Genomic DNA, 17,751 nt, shown 5'->3' with positions numbered 1-17,751 from the left:
GATTCCCGTAAAAACTCGTTGATGATACAATAGCGGTCAATATAATTTCACTATCGCTTACTTGTCGTCTTTTGTCTTCTTTGTGTTCAATTCCTTGTAAAATATCATCGATTAAACAAAAAATTGAGATAATTTTGTCTTTGCAAAGCATTGGTAAAGTTTTTATGTCGGCAAGACAAATTTACTTATCCTTTGCTTTGTTTTTTATACTACTTAAACTAGCAACTTGAATTAGTTAGTAAAAAATTATAATTGTAAAACAAAAGCAATTTATTTTTTTACAGAAATATTGTGTTTCTGAAATTCTTCTATTGTCAAATTGCCGAGTGCAGAATGTCTCCTGTGTCTGTTGTAGAAATTTTCTATATAGCCTGAAATAGATTCATTTGCTTTTTCTTTTGTGGCATATGTGTTATGGTAGACCAGTTCGGTTTTCAGCGTTTTGAAAAAACTTTCCGCCACGGCATTGTCATAGCAGTTCCCTCTTCTGCTCATGCTCCGGGTTATCTGTCCGGTTTCTTCAAGTAAAGACGCAAACCACAGGCAGGCGTATTGCGTTCCCCTGTCTGAGTGGAACAGCAGTTTTTGGTTACTCTCTAGAGGACGATTCCGTATTGCATTTTTAAAAGCCCTTATGCTTGTTTCTTTTGCTTTAAGTGTTTCGCTGAGCGACCATCCGATTACCTTACGGTCAAAAAGGTCTATTACCACAGTGAGATACAGCCACCCCTCGTCAGTCTCTATATAGGTTATATCCGAAACCCATACTTCATTGCAGTGGGATGTTTTAAAATGCTGCTCCAGTATGTTCTGAGCGGTGAAATGTTTATGAGTGGAGCTTGTCGTTTTTCTGAATTTTGATTTTGCGATGCTGCGCAGATGGTTTTCCATCATTATTTTAGCAACAAATGCTCTGGAGACTTTAATACCGATTGCGGAGAGTTCTTTGGCAATTCGCGGACTTCCGTATCTGCACTGGCTCCAGTGATAGATTCTTGTAATTTCAGAGGTGATCAATGCTTTATGTGCAGCTCTTCCGGAAGACAGCTTTTTCAGCCATTTATAATAGCAGCTGGGAGTCGCCTGAAAAACCTGGCACATCTTCCCAATGGGAAATCTATCAGTATTTACTCTTATAAACTTGTAAACAGCTCTTCTGTCCCTGTGAAGAATTCCTGCAGCTTCCTGTAAAATATCCCGCTCCATCCGAATATTTTTAATTTCCTTCCGAAGTCCGGTTGTTTCCTTTCTGTCTGAATCCGGGCCGCTTCTCTGGTACAGGGTGAGCTTTCCGTTTCTGAACAGATTTTTCCAGTGCTGTAGGCTGTTTTTGTTGATCCGCAGCTTATCGGCAGCGAGCCGAACGCTTTTGTGCTCGATGCAGGTCTTGACGGCCCAGATTTTAAAGTCAATGCTGTATTTTTTTCTGCTGTTTCCCATCCTGATAAAAGTTAGGTGCGTTATTCTGCCCAGGGGGCAGTAAGAATTATAACGTAGATTTTTCCAACTTTTAAGCTGGTCTAAACAGAATTCGCCTTAACTTTTTGTAGCACTTTTGGAGGCAACTCCAATGTAGTATATGCACTATAATGCCACATTATGTAACTAAGCTTTGGGAAAAGTTTTTGTTGCCTTGCACATTTTTCAATCGGAGTGATATTCTTCTGGCATACAAAAACTTTTTGGAGCGTTGGCAAAGGAATGGCTTATGAAATACAAGACTTCCTTTTCTAAAATGAACATCATTAAAAATTATTAGAGAGATAAATTCTTAGTTAATCGAGATGGGATTTTACATAAAAAAATGCTTGTTGTATAGACAAGAATTCTATAATAAATAATTAATTTATCTTTACAAAAAAGCCTATAATTTAGATTACACCGTATTAATTCTGGAAAAAGTTAGTTATAGCTCAAATCTTTTTTCTAAAGAACTTGAAAAAGCAATAAAAAACAATTTTACTCACCGAGATTGAACATTTCACTATTGTTTATGGATAGGAGCCAAAAAAAGTTAAAATACAAATTCTAGTGTAGTATAAAAAGTTCTAGTATCCGATGGAATAATTCCTGGCCCTGGATAACCAGTAGCTCTTCGGGTAAAATAGCTGTTGTTTGTAAAGTTGGTAATTCCAGCTTCCAGTTTAATTTTTTTCCATTTGTAAGAAGCTGAAAAATCAGCTACATAATAGGACGGAATTTGTCCAAAAATCCCATAAGTATTATCATTTACATCCGTTTTACTGTTATTTGCTTCTGTAAACTGAGAAGATACATATGTAAATTGAATACTTGACATAAAGTTTTTGTAGCCAATTCCTGTTCCTGTTTTAATATTGCAAAGCGGTACAAACTCTACTTTGTTTCCTTCAATATTTGGTGCGTCCGATTTTAGATATTTTGAATCGGTGATAGCGATATTAGAAAACAGATTCCAAAGAAAATTGTCATTTTGCTTGAAAAAAGTTTTATTCAAACTCCAATCGAACATCGTTTCAAAACCATAAGTCACGGCTGTTCCTATGTTATCCCTGAACCTCACAATTGCGGCTGAACCGTTCGGATTTCTGGTTTCATACTCGCCTATTTTGTCATTATAATACAATCCGTATATACTAGCATCAAATGTTACCTTATTGCCTATTTGTCCGCGAATTCCAATATCTGAAGTGAATCCTTTTTCGTCCGTAATATTTTCGTCAATTACTTGACTTGGACTTACGGTTCGAATATCATTAAAAGTTACTGAACGATAATTTTGCGAAATATTACCATAAAATTCAATTGTTTTTTGTGGTTTATAACTTAATCCTACTCCTAATAAAATAAAATTTCGATCTTTTACATTATCCTCATTTATGCTTTCATCTAAAATTACATTTCCGGCTAAATCAAGATTTATCTCTCGATAAGAACCTATGGCCTGAGTTTTTATTTTTTCAAATCTAAAACCAGGAGTAATCGAGAAATTATGTGTCAGTTTGAAAATATTTTCGCCAAAAACAGCTAAATTCAAATTAGGAAAAGTATAGTTTGACTGATTTTGATAAAAAGGAAATTCACCATCTGCAATTCTAAAACTAGCATCACTTCCGGAACTACCAGGTCCTTGAACTCCGTTATTTCGTGATTGATAATATTTGGCACCAATCAAAAAAGCACTTGTATTTTCTTTTATTGCATAGCGTTTTAAATACCTTGCTTCTGCTCCCCAATTGACAAAATCTCCTATTATCAAATCTCTTTCTGTACCCACTATATCGGGATTTGACACCCTGTTAGAACGATAACCAACTGCTTTTCTACTGGCATCCAGCCCAAATAATTGCAAAGAAAAATCAGCATTTGAATTAAATTTATGCTTTAATCGCAATGCAAATAAATTCCAATCAACAGCAAACCAGTTTCGGGTTCTATTACTTTGCGTTGGGTCTTCGTTAAACATAACATCTGTCAATCCTCCAGCTTGTTGTGCCAAATAATTAAAATAGGTATAATCAAAATGCAATGAGGTTTTGTCAGTAAATTGATAATTTATGTTTCCAAAATAATTATTACTGTCAAATTCCGAATTTGGTCTAAATCCGTCACCTTGTTTGTAGTTATAAAAAGTGTAATAACTGAATTTTCCTTTTGTTCCGCTCAATGAAGTAAAATTGGTGAACAAACCATAAGATCCAATTGTATTTCTTGCTGTAAATTCGAATGGCTTTTTACTGGGTGTTTTTAGTTTAAAATTGACCAATCCCCCAAATTGCGTTCCGTATTGCAGCGATGCTGCACCTCTAACAATCTGGATTTCTCCTAATGCTTCGGTAGGTGTAGCATAATAACTCTCGGGATACCCCAAAACATCAGCACTAATATCGTAACCGTTTTGTCTTGTATTGAAGTTTGAAGTTCGGTTTGGATCTAATCCACGTCCACCAATACTTAACTGTAAACCGCCATCGGAACTTTCATTGATGGTAAGACCTGTAATTTGGGAAAATATTTGGCGTGTATTATTAGTTGCTTTGTTTACAGTAAGCTTGTCCAATGAGATTACTTCGGTTTTTTTACCTGCATAAATAGCCGTTTCCTCAATATCTTTCAACTTATTGAGTGCAAATATTTTTTCTTTTTGTTTACTGACAACCACTTCCGAAAGATTTGTGATTTTGTTTAAAACAATGACAATATTCTCATCAGATGTTGCAATTGTTTTTTCTAAAACAGCATAATTATCTTTATAAAACAGGAACTCATAACTGCCCGATTTCTCTAATAGTATTGAAAATTTACCTTTAGAATCAGACATATATTTTGTCCCAGAAGTTTTATTGTAGATTTCAACGGCAGCCATTATTTTACCATTTTCAGATGTAGTTATTCCTGAAATTTTTGTTTGGGCAATGGCATTAGCCGATACAAACAGCAAGGTTGAATAAATGAACAGTTTGAATAATAAATTCGAAAATTGATTTTTTTGCTTGCTTTTGGTAATCTTCATTTTTTGCATTCTATTTGGAAAAGTAATTATTTTGAACACTAAATATCCCAACATTTGAAAACAATTTCAAATGTTGGGATATTTAGTGTTTTTATAGGAATAAATAATGCGTATTAATCGCCATCACTATCTACGTAATCAATAGTTATCTTTAATGCTTGCATCATATCTAATTTTGCATAAATTACATTTTGCTGTAAGGCATCATAAGTTCCAATCATTTTTGAATTATCCGCATTTATCTGTTGCGAAAAGCTGCTATTAAGTACATTACTAGCTGCATAAATAGCCGTAAATTGATTATTTATAACATCACTTAATTTCGTTCCGTTTTTAACGGCATTTAAGTGATCTAAATAGGATTTTAAACCTTCACCAGTTGTTGTATGACTGAAATGCTTACCATTAAAAAAATCCTGAGATGCTTGTATAGCAACATTTAATAACTCTTTAGAAACATCATTTTTATAATAAGCTTCCACTTTTTCCGGATATTTAACCCCTCCTGAAAAAACTCCTGCAGGAATTCCTAATTTACCTGTACGGATATCTTTCTCAAGATTTTTCACAAAAAGATTTGCCGTTTTGTTTACTGAACTACTCACCGAAGTCCCATTGTTAGCTACATAACTATTTCTGAAACCTGAATTCCAATCGTTCACAATGACATCAACATTAGTTTTTAGTCTGGCTGCAAGAGCAGTTAAATATTGTTTATATTTTACGGCATTTGCATTTGTGGTGTAAAAACCAACAATTGAAGCGTCATTAGCCCCTAAACCATTTATCAAATAATCCAATGCCGGAAAACCTTGCTTGTCTAATTGAGAAAGTAATGATAAATCATAACTGCCTGATGATATATTAGATTCTATACCAGTTACATTTGTTGGATAAGTATTCGAAGCCACATTTAAATTGATTTCTTCTGCTTTACCCAAATTATACATTGCTATATATTGATACCCTTTGTAAGCTTCAAGCCAAGAAGTTCTAACTGTTTGAAGATTTACCTCGGTTGGAGTGGTGACAAAAGTAGCTGTAGCTGTTACCAATAATTGCACTTTCGCTTGATAATTTACGTAACCTGGAACAATAATATTATCAGCCCAATTAGTCAAAAGTGCTGTTCTGTTATAATTGTCGCTGTTGGAATTATCACTATCGTTTGATGAACAGGCGATGATTAGTGCAATAAAACCGAAAATTAATATTATTTTTTTCATTATCTAAATTTTTGACAAAAGTACAAAAAGCAAGAGAAGTTAATTTCTCTTGCTTTACTTTTTTATGAGATTAATTTACTGTTGCGGCTTGAGCAACTGTAAAACCAAATTTTGTTGCAATTTGGGTTGATATCGTGTCTAGTTTTGCTCCTAAAGTGTCAATAGCCCACAAACCATTGGTTCCACTCAACATTGAAGCTAACATAGTATCTACTTCAGTTTTTGAAAAATAAGGGCTGTTAGTCCCTGGTTTATTTGTATATCTCAATGACATGATAAACCCATAAGCTTCAGATAAAGCATGAAACGCTTTTGCTCCGTTATCAGTAGCTAATTTTCCTTTCCCTTCTTGAAGATAAAACACTGCTCTCACTGCTGGTACCATTGCTAATTTTGCTTTGATAACATCTATTTGAGCATTACGAACCGCATAATCATTGGCAACAATTGCTGCTCTACCTTTACGGAAAGCCAAATCAATATCTGCCTTAAGAGTATTAAAATCTGTATCGGCATTTACTTGATTGATATAGCTACTCCAAAATTTAAAAGTATTTGGCGTAACTGTTAAATTATCCGCACCATAGATATAACCGTAAGCCTCATCCCAAGCATGTTCCATTGTTGTGTAGGATTTACCGCTTACTAAAATTTTAGCGGTATTATCTGTTTTATTAGTTCCTTCATCTAATTTATTTAAACTCAGGTAATTATTGCATATTTGATCCAGAAAACAGGCTCCCATCATCCCTTTTAATAATACCTGCTGAGGCTCTAATCCATTTGCTGCGAATAAACGCTTGCTAGATCCATCAAGATATACACCTGCAACTCCTGCAGCAGCTGTAGGACCTTGGCTCGCGGCCTCTCCATTATCAAATTGAGCTTCAAATAAATCACGAACACTTACTTGTTCAACAGTTGAACCACCACCTAAATACAAAGAAAAATAATCTTTTGAAGAAGCCGTTTTATCTTTTAGTTGTTTTCCTGAAGTGTTTAAACCTGTTCCGGCAAAACGATTGTTTGTATTTATGTACATCTCAGATAAAACGGAATCATCCGCTACGGTTCCGTTAGCTGCAGCTGTACTAAAATATTTACCCATTTCATCAAGCATTAACAAACGGCTTGATTGCCCTGAATAATCTACAGAAGTAACTGCATTTCTTTCGAATGTGTAAGTAGCAGGAACGGTATAATTAAAAGTTTCTACATTGTCATCGTCATTAGAACATGAAGTAATCGACACAAATAAAATTGGCATTGCAGCTAAAAGTAAATTTTTAAATTTCATTTTTTATCTTATTTAGATTGAATTAAAATATTTTTTTTGCAAATATAGGAACGTATTCCTAAGTACCAAAAATTATTTAGAATAAATAAATATAGTTTTTTTAACAAACTACTAATAATTGTTTAACATAATTAAACGGGCTATAAAATAATATTTTAACGTGAAAATTTGTTTGCGATTGTTTTACAAATAGTTACAAAAGGCAAAAATAAATTATTAGTGAATGATTCATACTTTTTTTGAAGATCTTCCTCTTTACTTATACCAAAAGTAATTTTATCAACTTGCTTTGAACGTAATAATGTACCAAACATCCAATCCCAAATAGCAAATTTTGACCCCATATTACGATCAAAATGTTCTGGGTGGTTACTATGATGAATTTGGTGCTGATAAGGACTCATAAAGATGTATTCTAAAAAATTAAAATATTTTAATTTCACACTGGAATGACGTAAATTAGCACCAAAAAGCATAAAAACAAAAGCAAAAACATTAACACCTAAATAAGTGATTGTTTCAACTTGATGTGATGACAAATAATCGAATACCCCCATAACTAATCCAAAAACCAGAGTCTCCTTGATGTTCACAAGAATCAGTTCAACTGGATGGATACGATATTGAGTTACAGGATTCAACGTTGTTGCCGCATGATGAATTTTGTGAAACTCCCACAGAAATTCAAATCGATGCATGAGGTAATGAATGACATAAGTTGAGAAATCACTTAATAATGTCAATGTAAGCGTATACAAAACCAAAGTTGAAGTTGTATCTAAAGTAAATCTTTCATAACCAAAAGTTTTTGCTAAAAAATCATCGGTATAAAAAGCTAAATACAAACCAAAGGTTAAATATGGTCCAATCAATAAAACTTTTACAAAACTGTTAAAGAAAAGCATAGAATAATCAACTGTAGCCGATTTGCTTAACCATGTTCTTTTATTAAAAATATAATTCAGAAAAGAACCTTGATTTTTCGATTTAACAAATACAAAATAAGCAATTAGTGCCGTAGGTATTAAGTAAATAATGGAAAGTCGGTTATCCGATTCTGTAAAATTATCCAAGACAACTTTAATTACTTCATTCAAAGTTTGGAAAACTTCTACCATTACTTTTATATTATTTTACAATTAAATTAAACGATAATCCTATTCACTTTCATTTACTTGGCTAATTTACTATTCAATTAGCACTTTCTTGTTTCCACACTAGTCTACTTTATTCCATTTCCCGAAAATAATCGCTACAAGCGAAATATTTTTTTTGTAAATGTACAAATCAATGTATAAAATAAATGTTTTTAATTTAAAATAATTCTAAATAAAATTCAATACTTTAACAAAAGAATGTAAAATTATAATTTTTTATATTTAGTTGCTATTTTTTGAATTTATAAGATGCAAAATAGAATTTTAGATGCTCTCTATTATTTTTAGGATAACCTGTTAGTTTATTTTAACCATATATTAGCTGCTCATTTGAAAAAAATATTTAGATCTTCTTTCTTTATTTACATATTATGTATCGCTACCTAAAACGTCAATCTATAACTAAACTAAAAATGCACTCTCATTATTAGAAATGAAAATAGTTAAATGAGGTAAACGGTTGCTTTGAGTTATGGAATGCTTATACCGAACGATCATTTGTTCCAAATTTGCAAATCACATCATAATTAGTTCTTGATTTTGAGAACAGAAATACTAGTGCTTTTTTCTACTTCGAAAGCTCCTATTTTTTTTGTTCCTTTTGAAACCATAGTATATCTATTAGATTTATGGTGTCTTTGGGAGCCATATGGGGGATTTATTAAGCGTAGTAAATAAAAAAATGACCATCAAATAATTTGTTTTTGTTATTATTAACTAGTGTACATCAAAACCTGATAAAGTTCTTTTTTTAGTAAATGATACTGTATTTCGTTGTGAAGTTTCTCTGATTTTACTATTTGGATTATTTGAGTAAAGTTGTTCATTTTTGATATAGCTATAGCTTATTTGTATTTACAACTAAATAATATTTGTTTTATACTATAAAAACAAATGGTTCGTTTTAAAACGAACCATTTATTAAAAATTATTTTTTTGATTTTTCATCATTCATCTTTTGCTCTAATAATAAGCAATGTGCTGCACACGCGTGGAGTTTGTAATTCTGGTGTACGCTTCCTATATTATGACCTTTTCCATCCAATATTTCACATTTTTCTTCTTGAGTTTTTCCAACATTAAGTACATTTTCTCCTTTTATGTTGTAATATGAACCATTTTTCTTAGCCATTCCCATTTTTTTCCCCTTGGAATCAATAACATTACCTCTTGCGTCAATAAAATAAATTGTCTTACCTTCATTATTTTTTACAATATTTTCTTTGGTAATAAATCCTAATTTGTTCCAACCGTGATCGTGAATTTCACCCTTTTTATTGATATGAATTTTTTTGTTCTGGCTAGAGTCCGATTTGGTTTGTGCATTGGTACTTAACGTGATTACCGTTAAAAACATTGTTAATAATAAAACTGTTTTTGTCGAGATTAATTTTTTAATTTTCATAATAAATAGATTTAATTATTCGTCAGTTCCGCTGTTGTCCGGTCTTCAGTATCGCTGTTGCCTGATTTTAATTTTATAAAATTTTGATTTCATTTATTTTAAAAACAATACCAATTGTAGGAATCGAACTAAAATATATTTTCAAGATAGCTGTACTTCATTTGTTATTTTTAATCATTACATTTTCATCCCTTCCATTGGGTCGCTTCCTTTTCTAAATTCATATTCACTGTTTATAGCATAAGTTCCAGTAATAACAATTTTTTTTGTACTATCTATTTCTGATTTAATTTCTACCATCCCATTAGTTTCTATTCCAGTTTCAACCATTAGGTTTTCAAATACTCCTGATCTTTTTTCAACCCAAATATACGAAGAATTCTCTTCTCTTATAACTGCATCAATAGGAATGTAAATTCCTTTTAGTTTGGATTGAGTTAGTTTTACTACGGCTTGCATCCCGGGTTTTAATTGTAAATTTGGATTTGATATTTCCAATCGGATTAGAAGCAGACGAGTATCTGGGTTAATTTCAGGATTAATAAAAGAAACTCGTGAATTTATAATTTTATCAGGGAAATCATTAAATGTAATTTGGGCAGTTTGTCCTATTTTTAAATTTTTGGCATAGTTTATATTGACTTGAGCTTCTAACCAAAGATTGTTTAAATTGGCCAATTTATAGATGGGGGAACCTTCCATTGCATAACTGCCTTCTGTGATACTGATTTCAGATATTGTTCCACTTGTAGTACTGTAAAAGATTGTATAAGGAGAGACATCTTTGCTGGTTTTTAAACTTTCAATTTGGGCATTGGTTAAACCAAAGAATAACAGTTTTTGTTTAGCTGCTTTGAGCATATATTGGGCATTTTTTCCAAAATCGCCAGGCATTGCCAGTTGTTTGTATGCCGTGTGATAATCCTGTTTGGCTATGGCTATATCTTCGCTATACAATTCGTAAACGGCTTGGTTTTTTGCAACATAATCACCAATGGTTTTGAAATACAACTTTTCAATTCGTCCCATTGCTCTTGATGAGATGGAGTTGATTTTTTCTTGATTAATGGTCAAGACACCCGTATAATTTTGCTCTAAACTGTTTTGAGTCTCTGCAATAGTTTGGGTTGTAATATTTCCCAGTTGAATTTGCTGTTTGCTTAAACTTATTTCGTTAGCTTCTGTGTCATCTTGTTTCATTGGGGTTAAATCCATGTGACAAATAGGGCATTTTCCGGGTTTGTCTTCCTTAACTTGGGGATCCATAGAGCAAGTATAGTATGTTGTTGCTGCACTCTTATCGTGTTTGCTATGGTCTTCTTTATTTTTAGTATTGCAAGCTATCATTACCAAAAATAGTATAGCCAGTAAAGTGATTATTTTTAGTATTTTCATCATTATTCGGTTTTAATAAAGCTTTCGCTGTCAATTAAATATTGTGCATTTTTGGCAATGGTGTCTTTTACTGAAATACCTTCAATAATTTGAATATAATCATCCATTTCAATCCCTGTTTTTATGGAGGATGCCTTAAAACCATTCTCCATTTTTAAGAAAACTATTTTCTTGTTTCCAATGCTCACCATTGACTGTTTTTGTATCCAAATTCCTTTTACAGGATTTGTCTCCACAACTCCTTGCAATCGCAAACCAATTGGTAATTTTAATTTATTGTTATTTAAATAAACTCGAATTCTATTGGTTTTATCTGCTGGATTCAATTGCGTTTCGACAAAATTTATTTGAGCATTAATAACTTCATGTTTGTCAAGTTCCGTAGTAATTTTGATAGATTGAGTGGTCTTGATTAAGCTGTTATAGCCTTGGATAACATTGAAAATTCCCCAGACTTTATCTGTATTTAATAATTTAAAAATGACTTCGCCCTTTTTTATATAGTTACCTTCCTTTACATTCAAAATTTCGGTGTTGTTGCTTGCGCTTTGCATTGCCGGATTATTTGTATTACCCATCGTTTCAGTCCCTTCAATAATACCTGAAGCGGGACTATAAATCGAAATTCGAGGGTTTGCTGTTTTGGAAGTAATCAAAGTATTAATTTGATTCTGACTCATTCCATAAAGCAACAATTTTTGTCTGGACGCATTGATAATAGAAGGGTTTTCAACATCATTAATGACCATATAAATGAAGTTTTGTTGCTCTGTCAGTAATTCAGGGCTGTATAAATCAAATAGTTTTTGTCCTTTATTTACTTTTTGGTACTTATAATTGACATACATTCGTTCGATTCTTCCGCTCATTCGAGCTGCAATATTTACCGATGAATTAGGGTCGTAGCCCACAATGCCGGGTAAATTTATTTCACTGCCAATAGTGGTGTCTATTGCCGTAGTTGTTTGGTAATTTCCTACTATAAAATTGTCGGTGGGTTTTACAAGATTGTCGATTGAATTGTCTTCAACTGCATTATTTTTGGTTATTTTTTTTACTAAAGTCATTCCGCAAATAGGACAATTTCCGGGTTTATCTCTAATGATTTCCGGGTGCATCGAACAAGTGTAAACTTCGTTTTGATGTTCCATTTCTGAATGATTTTTTGATTTTATGGTAAATAAATAGATCGCAATTCCAATAATGGAAATCACTATAAAAGCCAAACTATACTTTATATATTTGTTCATAATTATTTGGTTTCTAATTGTTTTTCAATTTCTACTTGTGCTGCCAATATATTTTGCAATTTATCTAATGCATCAATTTGAGCCATATTCAATGCTTCCCAAGCATCGAGAGTGGGAAACAAATCTCCTGTGTTGTTTTGCCACGTCAATATTGCAGTTTCATAATTTTTTTTCAAGGCAGGAATGATACTTTTTTGGGCAACTTCGTATTGTTTTTTTAAAGCATCTAATTCTTTGGTCATACCCGAAATCATTCCTGTTGCCTCATTCAAAATCATTTGTTTTTGCCAATTCAAACTTTCATTTTTGATTTTAAAACTATTGATGTTTGCTTTATTCATTTTGGATGACCAAGGCATAGGAATGGTAATCATTCCCATCAAGGAAAACTGTTGAGGTTGGTCTCCAAAGGCAAACATATGGTCGTATTTAATACCAAATTCGGGTAATAATTTTGTTTTTTCGGCTGCGATTTTGAGTTGATTTATTTCTACTGTTTTTTCGATGGCTTGTACATCGCTTCTGTTTTTAGAAAGAGAAGCGGTATCCGATATTGCCAAATTAAAATCTTTAAATTCGAAAGTTTCAACTATTTCAAATACGGTGTTTTTATCTCTTGCCATCAAGGTGTTTAGCATAATTCGCTTTTGGGAAATATCATTTTGCAACATTAGAATCATATTTTCTAGTGCACTGTATTGCGATTTTGCTTTGTAATAAGTAGGCAGTTTGTCCATATTATATTGGTAGCGGATTTCCATACTTTTAATCATATAGTCTAAAAGCAACAAATTATCATTGGCTATTTTTATTTTTTTATTTAAAACCAACCATTGATAATAATTTGTTTTTGCCAGTGCCTTTAATTGATTAATTGTATAATTTTTATTTTCTATTTCGACAGACGACATAGCTTTCATAAGATTAGAATCAGCTTTCAGCTTGGAAGCATTGGGTATCATTTGTGTAACACCAAGCATATAACTTCCCATTCCAGGATTCATTTCGGTGGCTTTCCACATATTGGCATTGTAAGGAGTCATAAAAAAACCGGTTTCCACTTGTGGAGGCATCCAGCTTTTAGCTCCTTTTGCTGCGGCATCCATACTTTGGATGTCGGCATCGTACATTTTTAGTTGAGGATTGTTTGTCTTGATTGTACTCAAAACATTATCCAAAGAAAGTGTTTGTGCTACCAAATTAGTGGCGCTTAAAATCAAACAACTTATGGCGATATAAAATTTATTCTTTAACATCTATAAGTTCTATTTTACCTTTTGTTCTTAATTCTCGAAGTTTTACAATCTCAAAAACAATCGGTGTTACTAATAATACATAAATCGTGGAGGTAATGGTTCCTCCAATTAGCGGAACAGTAATGGGAAGCATTATATCGGATCCTGTCCCAGTTGCCCAAAGAATAGGAATTAATCCGAATAAGGAAACGGAAACTGTCATCAATTTTGGTCTTAACCTTTTGGCAGAACCATCAATAATATATTGTTTCAATATTTCTTCTGTTATGGTTTCCGTGCTATTTCCATACTTTTCTACCATCTTGTTCATTGCTTCATTCAAATAGATGGTCATTAACATCGCCGTTTCGATTGCCATTCCAAAGAGTGCAATAAATCCAACGGCAACCGCAACGGATAAATTAATACCATAGAAATAAACCATAAATATTCCTCCAATTAATGCAAAAGGTACTGTTATCATCGTGATTAATGCCTCTTTCATAGAATGATACGTAAAATATAAAACAAGGAAAATAATAACAACAACAATTGGTAATATTAAACTTAATGTTTTGTTGGCTCGAATTTGATTTTCCCATTGTCCACTCCATTCCACATAATATCCTTTTGGCATTTTAGTCATCATTGTATTGAGTTTTTTCTGCGCTTCTTTTACAGTACTCCCTAAATCACGTTCCCGAACGTTGAATAACACAGTGCCACGAAGCATTGCATTTTCGCTGTTTATCATTGGCGGACCATCACTTATTTTTACATCGGCTACCGTTTCTAAAGGGATGGGACCAAATTGCATCGTTTGAACTTGTAGTTTTTTCAAGGCTTCAATACTGTTACGATATTCTTGGGCATAACGTGCATTGACTGAAAAACGTTGTCTTCCTTCAATAGTTGTGGTGAGTTTCATCCCTCCAATAGAAGCTTCAACTACATTATTGATATCATCAATGGTTAGTCCGTATCTACCAATAACGTCTCTTTTTGCTTCAATATCAATATATTTTCCGCCTGTTATTGGTTCAGCATACAAATCTTTAACTCCAGAAGTTCCTTCCAATGTTTTTTTAATTTTTTGAGCCAAAACATTGATGGTATCTAAACTTGCTCCGTAGATTTTTATTCCTACATCGGTTCTAATTCCTGTTGAAAGCATATTGATACGGTTGATGATAGGTTGTGTAAAACCGTTAGTAACACCTGGGATTTGTAATTTGTTGTTTATTTCCGTGATAATGTCATTTTTGGTTTTGTCTTCTCTCCATTTATCTTGAGGTTTTAACAAAATAATTGTTTCGATCATACTTATAGGACTATTATCTGTTGCCGTATTTGCCCTGCCTGCTTTTCCCAACACGTGAGCCACTTCAGGAATTGATTTTATCAATTTGTCTTGAACTTGAAGAATTCTCTTCACTTCGGAGTTTGATACATCGGGTAAGGTTACCGGCATAAACAGTACAGATCCTTCATCTAAAGGGGGCATGAATTCTGAGCCAAGTCTTGTAAACATTAATCCTCCAATAAGTAATGCAATGATGTTGATGCCTAATACGGTTTTCCTCCATTTTAAACAAAAAATTAAAATGGGTGTATAAATGTTTTCCAATTTTTTGTTAATTGGATTTTTATTTTCTGGACGAAGTTTTCCTTTTAGTAAAAAACTAATTAGCACAGGTGTAAGTGTAATGGCTAAAAAAGCATCAACAATCAGTATGAAAGATTTCGTCCAGGCTAAAGGACCGAATAGTTTGCCTTCCATCCCTGTTAGAAGAAATACAGGTAAAAAGGATGTAATTACAATTATTGTGGAGTAGAAAACTCCTGGGCCAACTAACTTAGAAGAGCTTTCTATAAGTTTCAACTTTTCTTCAGAGGATAGTGGATCGTTTTCTTTTTTGAATATTTTTTTAATTTTATTTTTCATCTTAATTTCCAATTACTGATTATTATCCATTTCTTCCTGTTTCTCTGAAATTGTCCTGTAAGCATTCTCTACCATTACAATACCATCATCAACAACAACACCAATTGCCAGAGCAATACCCGTCAATGACATAATATTGGAAGAAATACCAAATGCTTCAAGTAAAATAAAGCCAACGGCAACCGATATTGGTAATTGAATGAGTATAATTAAAGCACTTCGCCAATGAAAAAGAAAAAGCAATACTATGATGGAGACGGCAATCATTTCTTCTATCAATGTGCCTTTGACTGATTCGATGGCTTTTTCAATCAATTCGCTTCTGTCATAAGAAGTTTTAAAAGTAACGCCTTCTGGTAATCCTTTTTCGACTTCTTTCATTTTTTCTTTTACGGCAGTGATGACTTTGTCAGCATTTTCACCATAACGCATTACGACAATTCCTCCAACCACTTCACCAGTACCATTTTCGTCAAAAATTCCCAAACGTAAATCACCTCCCATTTGGATGGAACCAATATCTTTTACTTTTACCGGAACGGAATTATAATTTTTGATAGCAATATTTTCAACATCTTTTATGTTTTTGATGTAGCCCAAACCTCTGACAATGTAGGACATATTGCTCATTTCGAATTTCCTGCCACCCACATCGTTGTTGTTTGTTTTGACGGCATTCATCACTTCCATCATATTCACATTGTAGTATTGCATTTTCAAAGGATCTAATACCAATTGGTATTGTTTTTCAAAACCACCAAATGAAGCTACTTCTGCAACTCCTGGAACTGTTTGCAAGGCAAATTTTACGTACCAATCCTGCAAGGCTCTTTGTTCTCCCAAGTCCATTCCGTTGGCGTTTAAATGATACCAAAAAACGTGACCGACACCTGTTCCATCTGGTCCCAAAGTTGGCACCACATTTTGGGGCAATAATCTCTGTGCATAATTTAATCTTTCCAATACGCGTGTTCTTGCCCAATAAACATCAACATCATCTTCAAAAATGATGTAAACAAAGCTCATCCCAAACATCGATGTACCTCGAATGTTTTTAACTTTAGGAATACCTTGTAGGTTGGAAACCAAGGGATATGTTACTTGTGCTTCGATGACCTGAGGGCTCCTTCCCATCCACTCCGTAAATACAATTACTTGATTTTCGGATAAATCAGGTATGGCATCAATGGGGTTTTGTTGCACACTGTAAACTCCCCAGGCAAATAAACAGGCTGAAACCAGCAATACAACGGCTCGATTTCGTAGTGATAATGTTATTAATTTTTCTACCATTATTTTAATTTTGTGATGAAATACTATCTTTTGTTTTATTTACCCAATCCATTACTTCTATTTTCTGAGTTTTCGTAAGAATTGCATTTTTATGGATTAAGGTGTATGATGCTAAAGGCATTTCATCTGATTTTATTTGTTTGACAATTCTATCCAATTTATTTACTTGTTTCCGTTTTGAATATTTTCCCCATTCACTGAAATTTAAATTTTCTTTAGCTTCATTGATATGGTGTTCCATAAAAAAACGTGCTGGTTGGATGTTAGAATACCAAGGATAATTAGTGTTGTTGCTGTGGCAGTCATAACAAGAAGTTTTCAAAATTACTTCTACATTTTTAGGAGCATTATACATTTTCGTGAAATTTGAAGTTATATCCTGCTCGAAACCAATATTTCGAGCAGGTTGATATAACTGTATCAGCAAAAAAATAATTAACCCAATAAAAAGTATCTTTTTGATGATTTTTTTCATTTTAGAATTCTTTTTTTATAGAACCACAAGTAGCCATTTGTGAGCCAAAATATGGATTTTTGATTTCTTTTGTTTCACTAATCCAAATAGCTCCTTTATTGTCATCTGCCATTGGACAAAAATCCTGATACAGTTTTTGATTGGTTCCGAATAATTGAATTAAATCATTCACATCCTTACTTAACATTACAAAATGTTCTCTTTGATGGGCAATATCACCACCATTCGAAACGATGTGTTCGGCGTGTTCTTTAGCGTCATCAGCAATGTCCATATAGTCTTTCATTTGTTCTTTGGAAATGCTATTCATATCTACTTTTCCAATTGTTGTAACCAAGGCATTACCTGAATTTGCAGCTTCTTTGCTATTGTCATTGACCAAGTTGTTTTTTAGTTTCAAATAATTGGCAACAACTTCGTTGATTGAAGCATTAGAACTTTGAGCAGAATTCATTTTAGAATCATTTTTCATTATTAGAGTATTTGTTGTCTCTGCTTGCTTGTTTTTTGGGTTACAAGAAACCATTACGAATACTATTACTACGGTTATAAAAATTATATTTTTCATTATTTTATTTTTT

The 17,751-nt window shown here is 32.9% G+C and carries 11 protein-coding genes and 1 pseudogene; all 12 read right to left on the bottom strand.

The window, feature by feature from the left end; genetic code table 11:
- Positions 1 to 270: 270 nt before the first annotated feature.
- The 12 genes and pseudogenes from FDM27_RS13290 to FDM27_RS13230 all read right to left on the bottom strand — a co-directional run bounded on the left by FDM27_RS13290 (position 271) and on the right by FDM27_RS13230 (position 17,738).
- Complete coding sequence (locus FDM27_RS13290) at positions 271 to 1,440, bottom strand: IS3 family transposase (protein WP_140487179.1); 1,170 nt, start codon at positions 1,438 to 1,440, stop codon at positions 271 to 273.
- Positions 1,441 to 2,014: 574 nt separating this feature from the next.
- Positions 2,015 to 4,492, bottom strand: a complete 2,478-nt coding sequence (locus tag FDM27_RS13285; protein WP_140487176.1) for a TonB-dependent receptor domain-containing protein — start codon at positions 4,490 to 4,492, stop codon at positions 2,015 to 2,017.
- Positions 4,493 to 4,605: 113 nt separating this feature from the next.
- Complete coding sequence (locus FDM27_RS13280; protein WP_140487174.1) at positions 4,606 to 5,718, bottom strand: imelysin family protein; 1,113 nt, start codon at positions 5,716 to 5,718, stop codon at positions 4,606 to 4,608.
- 70 nt (positions 5,719 to 5,788) lie between these two features.
- The gene (locus FDM27_RS13275; protein WP_140487172.1) at positions 5,789 to 7,015 is read right to left on the bottom strand and encodes a DUF4856 domain-containing protein; all 1,227 of its coding nucleotides are present in this window, start codon (positions 7,013 to 7,015) and stop codon (positions 5,789 to 5,791) included.
- Positions 7,016 to 7,170: 155 nt separating this feature from the next.
- Positions 7,171 to 8,133: a sterol desaturase family protein gene (locus tag FDM27_RS13270; protein WP_140487170.1), complete on the bottom strand. Its 963-nt coding sequence runs from the start codon at positions 8,131 to 8,133 to the stop codon at positions 7,171 to 7,173.
- Positions 8,134 to 9,100: 967 nt separating this feature from the next.
- The gene (locus tag FDM27_RS13265; RefSeq protein WP_140487168.1) at positions 9,101 to 9,577 is read right to left on the bottom strand and encodes a 5-fold beta-flower protein; all 477 of its coding nucleotides are present in this window, start codon (positions 9,575 to 9,577) and stop codon (positions 9,101 to 9,103) included.
- Between the two features lie 177 nt (positions 9,578 to 9,754).
- Complete coding sequence (locus FDM27_RS13260; protein ID WP_255510540.1) at positions 9,755 to 10,975, bottom strand: efflux RND transporter periplasmic adaptor subunit; 1,221 nt, start codon at positions 10,973 to 10,975, stop codon at positions 9,755 to 9,757.
- On the bottom strand, positions 10,975 to 12,222 hold the full coding sequence (locus FDM27_RS13255) for an efflux RND transporter periplasmic adaptor subunit (RefSeq protein ID WP_140487165.1): 1,248 nt from the start codon (positions 12,220 to 12,222) through the stop codon (positions 10,975 to 10,977). Before FDM27_RS13255 ends, FDM27_RS13260 begins: the two co-directional genes overlap by 1 nt.
- Positions 12,223 to 12,224: 2 nt before the next feature.
- Complete coding sequence (locus tag FDM27_RS13250) at positions 12,225 to 13,478, bottom strand: TolC family protein (RefSeq protein WP_140487163.1); 1,254 nt, start codon at positions 13,476 to 13,478, stop codon at positions 12,225 to 12,227.
- Positions 13,465 to 16,695, bottom strand: a pseudogene (locus FDM27_RS16225) (efflux RND transporter permease subunit). The gene FDM27_RS13250 and the pseudogene FDM27_RS16225 overlap by 14 nt, the downstream one beginning before the upstream one ends.
- A gap of 4 nt (positions 16,696 to 16,699) precedes the next feature.
- Positions 16,700 to 17,170 (bottom strand): heme-binding domain-containing protein, encoded by a 471-nt coding sequence (locus FDM27_RS13235; RefSeq protein ID WP_140487156.1) that lies wholly within the window; start codon positions 17,168 to 17,170, stop codon positions 16,700 to 16,702.
- 1 nt (position 17,171) lies between these two features.
- The gene (locus tag FDM27_RS13230; RefSeq protein ID WP_140487154.1) at positions 17,172 to 17,738 is read right to left on the bottom strand and encodes a DUF3347 domain-containing protein; all 567 of its coding nucleotides are present in this window, start codon (positions 17,736 to 17,738) and stop codon (positions 17,172 to 17,174) included.
- Positions 17,739 to 17,751: the final 13 nt, after the last annotated feature.

It is taken from the genome of Flavobacterium sp. GSA192, from assembly GCF_006386525.1.
Taxonomy (GTDB): Bacteria; Bacteroidota; Bacteroidia; order Flavobacteriales; family Flavobacteriaceae; genus Flavobacterium; species Flavobacterium commune.
Note: the sequence above shows the minus strand (reverse complement) of the source record. Positions and strands in the feature narration are given on the sequence as shown.

Coding starts and splice junctions, on each gene's coding strand:
- FDM27_RS13280 (WP_140487174.1), bottom strand. CDS start 5,718: ATGAAAAAAATAATATTAATTTTCGGTTTTATTGCACTAATCATCGCC.
- FDM27_RS13265 (WP_140487168.1), bottom strand. CDS start 9,577: ATGAAAATTAAAAAATTAATCTCGACAAAAACAGTTTTATTATTAACA.
- FDM27_RS13270 (WP_140487170.1), bottom strand. CDS start 8,133: ATGGTAGAAGTTTTCCAAACTTTGAATGAAGTAATTAAAGTTGTCTTG.
- FDM27_RS13290 (WP_140487179.1), bottom strand. CDS start 1,440: ATGGGAAACAGCAGAAAAAAATACAGCATTGACTTTAAAATCTGGGCC.
- FDM27_RS13250 (WP_140487163.1), bottom strand. CDS start 13,478: ATGTTAAAGAATAAATTTTATATCGCCATAAGTTGTTTGATTTTAAGC.
- FDM27_RS13230 (WP_140487154.1), bottom strand. CDS start 17,738: ATGAAAAATATAATTTTTATAACCGTAGTAATAGTATTCGTAATGGTT.
- FDM27_RS13275 (WP_140487172.1), bottom strand. CDS start 7,015: ATGAAATTTAAAAATTTACTTTTAGCTGCAATGCCAATTTTATTTGTG.
- FDM27_RS13255 (WP_140487165.1), bottom strand. CDS start 12,222: ATGAACAAATATATAAAGTATAGTTTGGCTTTTATAGTGATTTCCATT.
- FDM27_RS13260 (WP_255510540.1), bottom strand. CDS start 10,975: ATGATGAAAATACTAAAAATAATCACTTTACTGGCTATACTATTTTTG.
- FDM27_RS13285 (WP_140487176.1), bottom strand. CDS start 4,492: ATGAAGATTACCAAAAGCAAGCAAAAAAATCAATTTTCGAATTTATTA.
- FDM27_RS13235 (WP_140487156.1), bottom strand. CDS start 17,170: ATGAAAAAAATCATCAAAAAGATACTTTTTATTGGGTTAATTATTTTT.